General features: G+C 53.1%; 13 protein-coding genes and 1 pseudogene. 8 read left to right on the top strand and 6 right to left on the bottom strand.

What is annotated here, in order from left to right:
• Positions 1-27 precede the first annotated feature (27 nt).
• The 5 genes from NMD08_RS24915 to yihU are packed head-to-tail and all read right to left on the bottom strand — an operon-like array spanning position 28 to position 6012.
• Entirely contained in the window at positions 28-2064 is a 2037-nt protein-coding gene (locus tag NMD08_RS24915) for an alpha-glucosidase (protein ID WP_151218409.1), read from the bottom strand.
• A 48-nt stretch (positions 2065-2112) separates the two neighbouring features.
• Complete coding sequence (locus NMD08_RS24910; RefSeq protein WP_187260238.1) at positions 2113-2955, bottom strand: aldose-1-epimerase; 843 nt, start codon at positions 2953-2955, stop codon at positions 2113-2115.
• An 18-nt stretch (positions 2956-2973) separates the two neighbouring features.
• On the bottom strand, positions 2974-4215 hold the full coding sequence (gene yihS / locus NMD08_RS24905; RefSeq protein ID WP_005121832.1) for a sulfoquinovose isomerase: 1242 nt from the start codon (positions 4213-4215) through the stop codon (positions 2974-2976).
• Between the two features lie 14 nt (positions 4216-4229).
• Positions 4230-5105, bottom strand: a complete 876-nt coding sequence (gene yihT, locus NMD08_RS24900) for a sulfofructosephosphate aldolase (RefSeq protein WP_003028656.1) — start codon at positions 5103-5105, stop codon at positions 4230-4232.
• Between the two features lie 10 nt (positions 5106-5115).
• Positions 5116-6012 (bottom strand): sulfolactaldehyde 3-reductase, encoded by an 897-nt coding sequence (gene yihU, locus NMD08_RS24895; RefSeq protein WP_151218410.1) that lies wholly within the window; start codon positions 6010-6012, stop codon positions 5116-5118.
• Positions 6013-6178: 166 nt separating this feature from the next.
• Here yihU and NMD08_RS24890 point away from each other — a divergent pair, with 166 nt between their 5' ends.
• The 6 genes from NMD08_RS24890 (at position 6179) to fabY (ending at position 10903) form a co-directional block, all read left to right on the top strand.
• Positions 6179-7075: a sugar kinase gene (locus tag NMD08_RS24890; RefSeq protein WP_370619251.1), complete on the top strand. Its 897-nt coding sequence runs from the start codon at positions 6179-6181 to the stop codon at positions 7073-7075.
• A gap of 33 nt (positions 7076-7108) precedes the next feature.
• Positions 7109-7912 (top strand): DeoR/GlpR family DNA-binding transcription regulator, encoded by an 804-nt coding sequence (locus tag NMD08_RS24885; RefSeq protein ID WP_003847907.1) that lies wholly within the window; start codon positions 7109-7111, stop codon positions 7910-7912.
• Between the two features lie 105 nt (positions 7913-8017).
• Positions 8018-8617, top strand: coding sequence for a glucose-1-phosphatase (gene yihX / locus NMD08_RS24880; RefSeq protein WP_003028663.1), 600 nt, complete (start codon positions 8018-8020; stop codon positions 8615-8617).
• Positions 8611-9483 carry a virulence factor BrkB family protein gene (locus NMD08_RS24875; RefSeq protein WP_370619249.1) on the top strand — a complete coding sequence of 291 codons (873 nt, stop codon included), beginning with the start codon at positions 8611-8613 and terminating at the stop codon, positions 9481-9483. The genes yihX and NMD08_RS24875 overlap by 7 nt, the downstream gene beginning before the upstream one ends.
• Positions 9480-9917, top strand: coding sequence for a D-aminoacyl-tRNA deacylase (gene dtd, locus NMD08_RS24870; protein ID WP_003028671.1), 438 nt, complete (start codon positions 9480-9482; stop codon positions 9915-9917). The genes NMD08_RS24875 and dtd overlap by 4 nt, the downstream gene beginning before the upstream one ends.
• Positions 9918-9961: 44 nt before the next feature.
• On the top strand, positions 9962-10903 hold the full coding sequence (gene fabY, locus NMD08_RS24865) for a fatty acid biosynthesis protein FabY (protein ID WP_003825286.1): 942 nt from the start codon (positions 9962-9964) through the stop codon (positions 10901-10903).
• Between the two features lie 218 nt (positions 10904-11121).
• On the opposite strand, the pseudogene NMD08_RS24860 reads toward fabY, so the two are convergent.
• A pseudogene (locus NMD08_RS24860) lies at positions 11122-11307 on the bottom strand (alpha/beta hydrolase); the annotation flags it as partial.
• Positions 11308-11503: 196 nt separating this feature from the next.
• On the opposite strand from NMD08_RS24860, the gene NMD08_RS24855 reads away from it, so the two are divergent.
• Positions 11504-11746 (top strand): CopG family transcriptional regulator, encoded by a 243-nt coding sequence (locus NMD08_RS24855; protein ID WP_187254043.1) that lies wholly within the window; start codon positions 11504-11506, stop codon positions 11744-11746.
• Positions 11746-12120, top strand: coding sequence for a type II toxin-antitoxin system VapC family toxin (locus NMD08_RS24850; protein WP_187260235.1), 375 nt, complete (start codon positions 11746-11748; stop codon positions 12118-12120). Before NMD08_RS24855 ends, NMD08_RS24850 begins: the two co-directional genes overlap by 1 nt.
• The last annotated feature ends 18 nt before the right edge of the window (positions 12121-12138 follow it).

Genomic DNA, 12138 nt, shown 5'->3' with positions numbered 1-12138 from the left:
CGTGAGTCTCCCCACGGGCGAGCCGTATTAGATGTTGCGTAAAGTGGCAAACAGTGACGCCCATTCACTCTTCGCGCGATAAAACACCGGAGGCTTGCCAATAGGCGCATCCACGGTAATTTCACCGCCCTGGTAAGTTTCCCCGGTCCAGACATTTACCCAGCTATCCTCAGGTAGATACAGAGTCCAGTCAGTCCTGCCTTGTTCGTGAACCGGTGCAACCAGCAGATCTTGTCCCAGCAGGTACTGATATTTAAGGGTATAGGTCCGCGCATCGTCTTCGTAATGCAGGAACAGCGGGCGCATCACCGGCAGACCGGTAGCGCTGTTTTGCGCGACGGCCTGTTTCAGATACGGTTTCAGGGTGGTAAAGACAGTGGTCATTCGGGCAAAGTGGGCGATAGTTTCAGCATCACCATCAAACTGCCAGTTATCGCCAGGGCGGTTACCTTCGTGGGTACGCATCATCGGCGTGAAGGCGCTGAAATCACACCAGCGCAGCAGCAGTTCTTTGCTGCGCTTCATGTCAAACAGGGTGGTGTAGCCGCCGATATCGCTGTGGTGCAGACCGTGACCGGTCATCGCCAGCGACAGCGCCGCAGGCACGACGGAAGCCAGACCGTCGTCAAGGCTCCAGTCCACGTTCTGATCGCCCGCCCACATCATGGTGGAGTATTTCTGGCTGCCGGTGTAACCCGCACGCATAAAGAACAGGATCTCGCCGAGTTTGCCGGTCTCCTGTAGCGCTTCGTAGTTACATTTCGCCCACAGTGCGGGCCAGGCGTTGTGCATAATTTCAGCGCTGACGCCGTTGTGCAGATACGTATCGGTTGGCAGGTATTCGCCAAAATCTGCCATCCAGCCGCCGCAGCCCAGTTCGATCATGTTTTTCTTGATGACCTCTTTGAACCAGTCGTAGGCTTCGGGGTTGGTCAGATCGACCACGCCGCCGTAAAACTCGCCAAACTCTACGAGGTAATCGCCGCCGGATGCATCTTTCGCCAGGTAACCGTGTTTGGCCGCTTCAGCACAGAGATCTTTATCGCTGGCAACATACGGGTTGATGTAGGAGAGAAACTGTACGCCTTCTTCTTTCCACTGCTTAATACGGCTATCCAACTGCGGATAATTGTCGCTGTTCCACTTCCAGTTCCACATCACGCGCTTGCCAAAGGAGGTCATGCGGATCCCGGACCAGTCCTGCGCCCAGATGCCGTTTACTTTCACGCCTGCGTTACGCATGGTGTCCAGTTTGTTTTGGCAAACCTCAGTACCGCCCTGAATACCGAGTGTGACGCCATCGTAAATCCAGTCGGGCAGTTCCGGCTGACGACCCAGCAGCGCGGTCAGTTTTTCCAGCAGGGAGATGTAGGTATCAGCGCACTCAAAACGCAGGGTGGTTTTGTCCTCCCACAGCGCCAGTTCGTGATACTCCGGCGCGCTGAAGTCGAAATTCATATAGCAGCTGTTATCAACGTGGCAGTAGTACTTCTGCGTGCTGACGAAGGTTGGCTGCGGGAAGAAGGTCCAGTAGTAGTCTCCGCCAGCATTTTCTTTGCAGTCAGCTTGCCAGGTGACATAGCTGTTTTTGTTACGGCCCACGCCCTGTTCGCTGGTCCACAGCGGGAATGGTTTTCCGCGCAAATCGAAGTAAGAGAACTGTTCGCCGCAGCCGTAAATATGATCGTCAGGGTTGGCGACCAGACGCAGCCAGATGCGGTTATGGTTGAGATCGCCGTTGTGCAGATCCAGCTTCAGGCGGCCCTGTTCATCGGTAGAGATGTGTAGCGTGGCGTTGATGGTGTCACCGCGGCTGAAATGTACCCGCCAGCCGTCTGGCGACTCGCTTACCGTGGCGCCAGTCAGGGCAATCTTCTCATTGAGCTTGTCTTTAATGCTGAAGTTGCCGCGAAACATGTCAATATCGGCAACGCCAGCGCCGACCCACAGGCAGGGCGTTTCTGTGCTGTGGCGTAAAATCAGGCGCTGGTGGTACGTTAAAGCAAATCCATCAGGTAATGATGTGAGTTCTAAGGCGGTTGACCGTTGTTGTAGCGAATTCATTGTCGTCTCCGTAAAAATAGGGTAATTCGGTAATTTGTCGGAAATCTGTTATTCACTGCCGATTAAAAAATGCATCTGATGTTGTTCTCCGGGCGCGAGATGAATCAGGCTTATTCCGGAGTTAAAGGCGTCGGGCGGGCAGGTCATCGGTTCAACCGCCAGGCCGCGCCTTGCCAATTTTTCGCCGGTATACACTTGCAACCAGGGCTGGTGGCTACGTAAAAAAGTGGACATGTTTTGCGATGGGCAGGTCATCCTGACTTCCCACTCAGCGTCAGGTGGCAGAGTCCGGAACGTATGATCGATAGCGGTCTGCGCAATGCGTTGCGGCGTGGTGAAATATCGTTCATCACACGTTTCTTCACTCACCGGGAGTGTTAATTCACAGTCATCAATGGGTTGCAGATTACAGGTCAAATAGGGATGTGCTCCCGCGCCGTACGGCGCGATTTCGTCACCCACATTCTGTGTGTGGATAAAAACGTGCAATCCACAGTCTGCCTCCAGTCGGTAAATCACCTCTGAAACCAGCGCAAAGGGATAACCATAAGAAGGCGGCAGAAAAATCGTCAACGACACTTCCGATGCCGACTGCTGGTTAATCTGCCAGTCCCGCCAGGCCAGTAATCCATGAATGGCGGTATGCATAACAGGATCGTTAACGGCAAGTTGGTAATCCTTGCCGTTATAGTGATAGCTGCCGTCTACAACGCGGTTTGGCCAGGGGATTAACACCTTCCCCAAGTGTGCCAGCGGCATTTCTTCCGGTTTGTGGGGAATAACGATATGACGCCCACGGTGCGTCAATTCCGCTAGCCCAGCGCCAACCGTGACGATTTTTGCCTGGTAGTGTCCGGCCTGAAGATGAATGGTTTTTCCACCGCTATGCATGGCAGCCCACCTTGTTACTTATTTAGCGTTGATATCCAGCAGACCGGCGGCAACAGCCGGAGCAAGGCCCGGAGCCAGCGGCAGACGTGGGATCACCAGGCAGTGCAGCAGGTGATAAATATCCTGCTTGCCGTCCCAGACTTTGGTGGTCACCTTGTTATCGGTGTCCAGCTCCTGCCACCATGAACCGGTCTCGTAATCCATCAGGTAGGTGATGCAGTAATCCCACCATTTCTGGTACCAGGCTTCGTACTGGCTGTCGCCTGTGAGGGTGTACAGGGCGTAGGCGGTACCCATCGCTTCGACTATTGGCCAACGCACTCTTTCGCGAACGATCGGTGTGCCGTCCCAATCCACCGAATAGACAAAACCGTCTGCGCCGTCCGGTGCCCAGGCATCGCGGATAGTGGCGTGGAAAAGTCCTTTTGCATCTTCCAGCAGCCAGGCGGGTGGTGTTTCGAAGCGAGCTTCCAGCGCGGCATGCAGATGCAGCATCAGGCGGCCCCACTCGATCCAGTGACCCGGCGTGCCACCGTAGGCGCGGAAACGGTGAGCTGGATTATCTTTGTTGTAATCGCGGATTGGATTCCACTGTGAATCGAAGTGTTCGTTGACGCGGTACTCCCCGCTACGGGCCACGTCGTGAATAATCACCGAAGCGATGCGCAGTGCGCGATCGAGCCATTTACGGTCATGAGTCACGTCATACACGATCAGGAAAGCCTCGACTGCGTGCATGTTAGCGTTGCCGCCGCGATAATCTTCCGTCTGGCTGAAGGCCTCGTCCCAGGACTCCAGGCACATTTGCTCGTCTTCGCTCCAGAAGTATTTCTCAATCACCTCGATGGCGTCATCCAGCAATTTTCTGGCCTGCGGATGACCGGTAGTAACCGCGCTTGCTGCGCCAAGTAAGACGAAGAAATGCTGATAACCCTGCTTGGAGGCGTCCATCACGCCTTCGTCATTGACGCAGGCGTACCAACCGCCGTAGCGTGTGTCACGTAGCGCGCCGTTCAGCGCCTTAATGCCGTGGTCGACGAGTTGATATGCACCTGGGCGACCCATGGAGGCGGCAACGGAATAGACGTGCAGCATGCGGGCGGTGATCCACAGATGCGTTCCCATATCCGTTCTGACCTGACCACTATTTCCCAGCCAGCCAAATCCAGTAGGGACAGCAGCATTTTTACCAAAGTTAAAGATGCGATCGGTTTCCTGTTCCAGCCAGCGGTTGTGGCTTAGGGTGTTAAACCATTTCATGCTTTGATCCTCTATTAGCGGCGGGCCATCATTTCGTCGACGATATCGCCCAGACGCTGCAACTTCGGTGCAGAAACATCACGCAGCATCAGTTCGGTATCCGGCAGGCCAACAACCGATGACCAGACCGCCCGCCCGGCCAGGAAGCCGGATGCGCCTGCGGTCATTGCTACGCTGACCGCGCGTGGGAACAGTTTTTCATCCACACCAGAGGAGAGAATGACCCACGGCATGTTGATATTTTCATTCAGGCGCTGAGAGGCGCTAAGCAATTCCTGTTGGGTTCCTTTGCCGTACAGCGGCATTTCGACCTTGTAGAGATCGGCACCGCTATCGCCCAGCTCTTTCGCGGCATCGATGATGGCCTGTTCACGGCAGAACTTATCGCCACGACGCGGTGGGCGAACAACCGGCTCGATGATGCTCAGCAGTCCATTGGAATGGCATAGCTCATTAAATTCTTTCACCATATCAAGACGCTGTTGGGCATCTTCATCGCTACGCCACAACACCAGCAATTTGAGGGCCTTAGCACCATCTTGCTTCACAGCCTGAGGGTTGATTTTTTTATCAATCACCACGCTATCGACCGGAATTCCGTTACCCGGAATGAACTCATCAGCGGCCACAATCATGGCGCAGCTTTTGGCGACCGCGTTTTGCTCTACAACCTGGCGGTAGCAGAACTGCTGATCGACCAGAATGGCGGAGGCATAGGGGGACAGGATCTTTGCCGCATTGACTTTGAAATCGGTCAGCACGCTGTCATTGACCGGGGATTTTGCACCCGCTGCGGCAAACATTAAGCGCATGGCTTCGCGCTGATCGACTGCCAGCATGGCAAAACCGCCGGAAGCTCGGGTAATATCCTTCAGGGTGTACTTCGTCATTGTTCAGTCCTTACTTATCTGTGTGTTTATTTAGCCCGGCGGATGCGCGAACCTGTTCAAGAATGGCCGTCCAGTCTTCCCGGCCACGGCCAGCGGCGCGCGCCTGGTTATAGACTTCGCGGGAGGCGGCGCCGAGCGGCATCGGTACGTGTAATTGGTTGGCAACGTCCAGAGCGATGCCAAGATCCTTATGAGCTAAATCGATCATAAAGGCCGGGGAAAGATCGCCTTTCAGCACTTTGTTTGGCCAGGAGGTAGTGAAGTGGCCTTTCCCGGCGGGAGTGCCGCTCATGACTTGCAAGGCCACATCGAAGGAGAGGCCGAGCGCTTCGCACAACACGGCGGCTTCAGCAGACAAGGCGTTTAACGCGATGCTCATGTAGTTGTTGATGAGCTTGACGCGAATGCCCATGCCGGGCCCCCCTGCATTGATCAATTCATTGCCCATCGCCATCAGGACCGGTGTGGCGCGTTCTACCTGCTGTGCCGTTCCACCTGCCAGCAGCAACAGCGTTCCCGCGATAGCGTGATCGGAGGTACGTCCAACCGGGCAATCCATCATGTCGAAGCCTTTGGCACGCATATCTGCGATCAGTTTGTCAGTTTGCAGTGGGTGAATAGTCGACATATCAATCACTAATGTCTGTGGGGAAAGGCTTTCACAGATACCCTGCTCGCCGAACAGTACGCTGCGCACCAGATCGCCGTTTGGCAGCATAGTGATAACAAATTCTGCCCCTTTTGCTGCCTGAGCCGGGCTGCTGGCAGGTTGGGCTCCTTTTTCCACCAGGCGCTGAACGGCATCCGGGTTAACGTCAAAGACGCTGAGTTGATGACCCTGCTTCAGCAAGTTGCTCGCCATGGGTGAACCCATCTGACCTAATCCGATAAATGCTATAACTGCCATAACGTTCTCCTGAGACGTGGATGTCATTTTTTGTCATTTAAGGTCGTTTGTTTTTGTCTGTTTTTGATCGTATTTGTAATTTATGGTCAAAAAATTGACAGCCGTCACTTTTTAAACATTTTGTGAAATTAAAATGATCCCATCTTGAAACGCCTAAGGAATGACCATGATTCGTATTGCTTGTGTAGGTATTGCCGTGATGGATCGCATCTATTACGTGGAAGGTTTACCGACTGAAGGAGGTAAGTATGTGGCGAAGCGTTATACGGAAGTGGGCGGCGGGCCTGCTGCAACGGCCGCAGTGGCTGCAGCGAAGCTGGGCGCACAGGTGGACTTTATTGGCCGTGTGGGCGATGACGACACCGGAAATAGCCTGCTGGTGGAGCTGGACTCCCTGGGGGTAAACACCCGCTACACCCGGCGCTATGCGGGGGCAAAGTCTTCGCAATCGGCGATTATGGTGGATGCGCAAGGGGAGCGTATTATCGTTAACTACCCCAGCCCGGACTTACTGCATGACGCTGGCTGGCTCAACGAGATCGATTTTTCCCAGTGGGATGTGGTTCTGGCGGATGTTCGCTGGCACGAAGGCGCCAGGGAGGCGTTCACACTGGCGCGTCAGGCGGGAGTGATGACGGTACTGGATGGTGACGTCACGCCACAAGATATCAGTGAGCTGGTGGCGTTAAGCGATCATGCTGCGTTTTCTGAACCGGGTCTGGCGCGTTTAACCGGGATAACCGATCCTGTAGCTGGACTGAAAAAATCAAAAACGCTCACAAATGGACATGTTTATGTAACGCGCGGCAGTGAGGGCTGTGACTGGATAAAAAATAATGCGTTGCAGCATCAATCTGGATTTAAAGTCGACGTTGTGGATACTACGGGGGCCGGAGACGTTTTCCACGGTGCGCTCGCGTTCAGCCTGGCTGGTGGTGATGCCCCGGAAGACGCGGTCAGGTTCGCCAGTGGGGTTGCTGCGCTAAAATGCACGCGTCCGGGAGGAAGGGCTGGAATCCCTGACTGTGATCAAACCCGATCTTTTCTGTCACTTTTTGTATAAAATGCCAGGGCAATGGTTTTTCGAGGAAATTTCATGAGTCTTACCGAACTGACCGGTAATCCGCGACACGATCAGCTGTTGATGCTGATTAGCGAGCGCGGTTATATGAATATCGACGAGCTGGCCAGTCTGCTGGACGTGTCCACGCAGACCGTGCGTCGTGATATTCGTAAACTCAGCGAGCAGGGATTAATTACGCGTCATCATGGTGGGGCTGGTAGAGCCTCCAGCGTGGTGAATACGGCGTTTGAGCAGCGTGAAGTCTCCTGGACGGAAGAGAAAAAAGCCATCGCGGAGGCGGTGGCTGACTACATTCCTGACGGCTCGACAGTGTTCATTACGATTGGCACCACCGTCGAGCAGGTGGCCCGCGCGCTGTTAAACCATAATCATTTGCGTATTATCACCAATAGCTTGCGCGTGGCGCACATTCTTTATAACAATCCGCGTTTTGAGGTCATGGTGCCGGGGGGAACATTACGCCCGCACAACAGTGGCATCATTGGTCCCTCAGCCTCGGCATTTGTCGCTGATTTTCGGGCCGATTACCTGGTAACCAGCGTTGGTGCGATCGAAAGTGACGGCGCGCTGCTGGAGTTTGATGTTAACGAGGCCAGCGTAGTGAAAACGATGATGTCGCATTCAAGACACATTCTGCTGGCAGCGGATCATACGAAATATACGGCTTCTGCCGCAGTAGAAATTGGCAACGTGTCTCAGGTGACAGCGCTATTTACTGATGAATACCCTGGTCCGGCATTGCACAATTTACTCCAGTCACAGCAGGTTGAAATTGTACAGGTGAGTCCTTCGCAAGATGATGCTCTGGCCGTGTAGTTCTTCCCAATGATGGCCCGATAAGTTCGCAGCCTTCACTCTCGCATAGTCAAACTTCTCCTTTCCCGCTACAGTTATTCATCCACGGCGAATAAGGAGAAGGGCATGCTCTATATCTTTGATTTGGGTAATGTGATTGTCGATATCGACTTCAACCGCGTGTTGGGTACATGGAGCGATCTAAGCCGTGTACCACTGGCTTCGCTAAAGCAAAGTTTCACCATGGGAGAGGCTTTTCACCAGCACGAGCGAGGCGAAATAACGGATGAAGCTTTCGCCGAGGCGCTATGTCATGAGATGGCGCTGCCGCTAAGTTACGAGCAGTTCTCTCACGGTTGGCAGGCCGTGTTTGTCGCCTTGCGCCCTGAGGTTATCGACATCATGCAAAAGCTGCGTGAGCAGGGGCATCGGGTGGTGGTCTTGTCAAATACCAACCGCCTGCACACCACGTTTTGGCCGGATGAATACCCCGAGATCCGTCAGGCTGCTGATCATATTTACCTTTCCCAGGAACTGGGCATGCGTAAACCGGAAGCGCGAATTTACCAGCACGTCCTGCAGTCTGAAGGTTTTTCTGCGCACGATGCGGTCTTTTTTGACGATAACGCCGATAATATTGAAGGGGCTAACCGGTTAGGGATCACCAGTATCCAGGTCGTCGATAAAAAGACCATTCCTGACTATTTCGCGACGTTGTTATGCTAAAAAATGTTCAGCAGCAAGCCAGGCATCATACGCGTCCTGTACGAGACTGGCTGAAGCTACTATGGCAGCGGATTGATGAGGACAACATGACGACGCTGGCAGGGAATCTTGCCTACGTTTCATTGCTCTCATTAGTGCCGCTTATTGCCGTCGTATTTGCGCTTTTCGCCGCATTTCCGATGTTTTCCGACGTCAGTGTCCAGTTACGTCATTTTATTTTCGCAAACTTTATCCCGGCGACGGGAGACGTCATTCAACGTTATATCGAACAGTTTGTCGCCAACTCGAATAAAATGACGGCAGTCGGGGCATGTGGGCTGATTGTCACAGCGTTATTGTTAATGTATGCCATTGATAATGCGCTGAATACTATCTGGCGCAGTAAACGCACTCGCCCTAAAGTTTACTCTTTCGCCGTTTACTGGATGATTTTAACGCTGGGCCCACTGCTGGCGGGAGCCAGTCTGGCGATCAGTTCTTATCTGTTGTCACTGCGCTGGGCCAGCGATCTCAACACGGTGATTGATAACGTCCTGCGTATTTTCCCGCTGGTGCTTTCCTGGCTCTCATTCTGGCTGCTTTACAGCGTTGTACCGACTACGCGTGTGCCCAACCGTGACGCGGTTATTGGCGCCTTTGTGGCCGCCGTGTTGTTCGAAGCCGGAAAGAAAGGATTTGCGCTCTACATCACGATGTTCCCGTCGTATCAGCTCATTTACGGTGTTCTGGCGGTGATTCCCATTTTATTTGTCTGGGTATACTGGACGTGGTGTATCGTCTTGCTAGGCGCGGAAATAACTGTCACTCTCGGGGAATACCGCAAACTTAAACAAGCCGCAAAAGAAGAAGAAGCAGAGCAACCATGATTGCATTAATTCAGCGCGTAACCCGTGCCAGCGTCACCGTGGAGGGCGAGGTGACGGGTGAAATTGGCCCGGGACTTTTGGTCCTGTTAGGTGTCGAAAGGGATGATGACGAACAGAAAGCGAACCGTCTGTGTGAGCGCGTACTCGGCTATCGGATTTTTAGCGATGCCGAAGGCAAAATGAACCTCAACGTGCAGCAGTCAGGCGGCAGCGTGCTGGTGGTTTCACAGTTTACGCTGGCGGCAGATACCGAGCGCGGCATGCGTCCGGGGTTTTCGAAAGGCGCAGCGCCCGAGCGGGCAGAAGCGCTGTATGAATACTTTGTTGAGCGTTGCCGCCAACAGGAAATGAATACGCAAACCGGTCGATTCGCTGCGGATATGCAGGTTTCACTGGTTAATGATGGTCCCGTGACGTTCTGGTTACAAGTATGAACCAGCTACCGGTATGGCCGCGGACAACAAGAGAGAATACGACTATGTATCACCTTCGAGTACCGCAAACAGAAGAAGAATTGGAGCGCTACTACCAGTTTCGCTGGGAGATGCTGCGTAAACCATTGCACCAGCCAAAAGGCTCCGAACGGGATGCCTGGGACGCGATGGCGCATCACCAGATGGTGGTGGACGAAGAGGGGAATTTGGTTGCGGTAGGGCGTCTGTATATCAATGCGGATAACGAAGCCTCCATACGTTTTATGGCCGTAGACCCCTCCGTGCAAGAGAAAGGGCTGGGCACGCTGATGGCGATGACCCTGGAGTCTGTGGCACGTCAGGAAGGGGTAAAGCGCGTCACTTGTAGCGCCCGTGAAGATGCTGTCGAATTTTTCGCCAAGCTCGGTTTTGTGAGCCAGGGGGAAATCACCACACCGCAAACCACGCCTGTGCGCCACTTTTTGATGATTAAGCCCATTGCGACGCTGGACGATATTCTCCATCGCGGGGACTGGTGTGGACAGCTACAGCAAGCCTGGTACGAACATATACCATTGAGCGAGAAAATGGGCGTGCGCATTCAGCAGTACACCGGGCAGAAATTTATCACCACGATGCCCGAGACAGGCAATCAGAATCCCCACCACACGCTGTTTGCCGGAAGCCTGTTTTCACTGGCGACGTTAACGGGCTGGGGGCTGATCTGGCTGATGCTGCGCGAGCGTCATCTGGGTGGAACGATCATCCTCGCCGACGCGCATATCCGATACAGCAGGCCGATCACCGGAAAACCAACTGCTATTGCCGACCTGGGGTCGCTGAGCGGTGACCTCGACCGTCTGGCAAGAGGCCGCAAGGCGCGTGTGCAGATGCAGGTCGGGGTGTTTGGCGATGACACGCCGGGTGTCGTGTTTGAAGGTACCTATATTGTGCTACCCGCGAAACCGTTTGGCGCGTATGAAGAAGGCGGGAATGAGGAAGAGTAGTTTCTGTAGCTGAAATGTAATATTGGGTACATTTGCTGATGTAAAATGCGGATTATGAAAACTCCATAATCCGCATTTTGATAAAAAACGCATGCTGGCGGTGGTTGTATTGATGAGTACCCTCCTTAATTTCAGAACTCATGAATACCCTTATTGGCTAAACCGCCAGGCCACATCCCGCATAGCGCTTCTTGCCGCCGGGCTCACCCCTGCCAACTAACGCGAAATGTCATGGTATCGAGTTCAATATCTTCAACCTGTACGCGGGTTTCTGTTTCTCCGGCCAATGTCGTACTGGCAATATAGCCGGCTCTCCGGTCATCAATACTCTGCTCACGGGAAGAAGGACGTCCCGCCGCGATAAATGCCTCAACTAACTGCGCAATCCCGCTTTCCAGTGTCATTTTTAAATACTCTTATCTGTATGGATATACAGTTTTATAACCTGGATTGGCATGAATGAAAATGGGGGAGGGTATGATTCTGGAAAGTGGCTCGCAAAAGTAAAAATCGTTCACGTGAAGGCTATTTTCCCGCTTTTCTCAGGTGTATGTTGTGTGGAAATTAATCGCTGATGATATACTTGAGGTATATATTAGTATAATGACTGGGATGGATATGGGTAGAATATTACTCGATTTATCAGATGAAGTGATTAAACGTCTTGATGATCTCAAGGTGCAGCGCAACTTACCTCGTGCTGAACTCTTGCGCGAGGCCGTTGAGCAGTATCTGGAAAGGCAGGATCAGGCTGCAACCACAATTTCCAGCGCTCTCGGACTTTGGAAAGGTTGTGAGGAAGATGGCGTTGAGTACCAACGCAAACTTCGTGAGGAATGGTAATGGTCAAAGGATCCGCGCTTTTTGACACTAACATCCTCATCGACCTGTTTAGTGGAATGAGTGAAGCAAAGCAAGCGATAGAAACATGGCCGCCACAGAATGCGATCAGCCTGATCACTTGGATGGAAGTGATGGTTGCGGCAAAGAAATACCATCAGGAATCCCGCACACGCGTTGCGTTGAGCGCATTTAACGTGATCGGTGTTTCACAGGATATTGCTGAACGAAGCGTGAGTATCAGGCAGGAATATGGGATGAAATTGCCGGATGCCATTATTTTGGCAACAGCACAGATTCATCGTCTTACGCTGGTTACGCGAAATACTAAGGATTTTGCAGGCATATCTGGTGTGGTTACACCGTATACACTGTAACCCGGGCGACCTACGCCG

Source organism: Citrobacter meridianamericanus, assembly GCF_041320245.1.
In the GTDB taxonomy this organism is placed as follows: domain Bacteria; phylum Pseudomonadota; class Gammaproteobacteria; order Enterobacterales; family Enterobacteriaceae; genus Citrobacter; species Citrobacter meridianamericanus.
The sequence above is the reverse complement of the archived record's forward strand: the minus strand, read 5'-3'. Positions and strand labels throughout refer to the sequence as shown.

Coding starts and splice junctions, on each gene's coding strand:
- NMD08_RS24915 (WP_151218409.1), bottom strand. CDS start 2,064: ATGAATTCGCTACAACAACGGTCAACCGCCTTAGAACTCACATCATTA.
- NMD08_RS24910 (WP_187260238.1), bottom strand. CDS start 2,955: ATGCATAGCGGTGGAAAAACCATTCATCTTCAGGCCGGACACTACCAG.
- yihS (WP_005121832.1), bottom strand. CDS start 4,215: ATGAAATGGTTTAACACCCTAAGCCACAACCGCTGGCTGGAACAGGAA.
- yihT (WP_003028656.1), bottom strand. CDS start 5,105: ATGACGAAGTACACCCTGAAGGATATTACCCGAGCTTCCGGCGGTTTT.
- yihU (WP_151218410.1), bottom strand. CDS start 6,012: ATGGCAGTTATAGCATTTATCGGATTAGGTCAGATGGGTTCACCCATG.
- NMD08_RS24890 (WP_370619251.1), top strand. CDS start 6,179: ATGATTCGTATTGCTTGTGTAGGTATTGCCGTGATGGATCGCATCTAT.
- NMD08_RS24885 (WP_003847907.1), top strand. CDS start 7,109: ATGAGTCTTACCGAACTGACCGGTAATCCGCGACACGATCAGCTGTTG.
- yihX (WP_003028663.1), top strand. CDS start 8,018: ATGCTCTATATCTTTGATTTGGGTAATGTGATTGTCGATATCGACTTC.
- NMD08_RS24875 (WP_370619249.1), top strand. CDS start 8,611: ATGCTAAAAAATGTTCAGCAGCAAGCCAGGCATCATACGCGTCCTGTA.
- dtd (WP_003028671.1), top strand. CDS start 9,480: ATGATTGCATTAATTCAGCGCGTAACCCGTGCCAGCGTCACCGTGGAG.
- fabY (WP_003825286.1), top strand. CDS start 9,962: ATGTATCACCTTCGAGTACCGCAAACAGAAGAAGAATTGGAGCGCTAC.
- NMD08_RS24850 (WP_187260235.1), top strand. CDS start 11,746: ATGGTCAAAGGATCCGCGCTTTTTGACACTAACATCCTCATCGACCTG.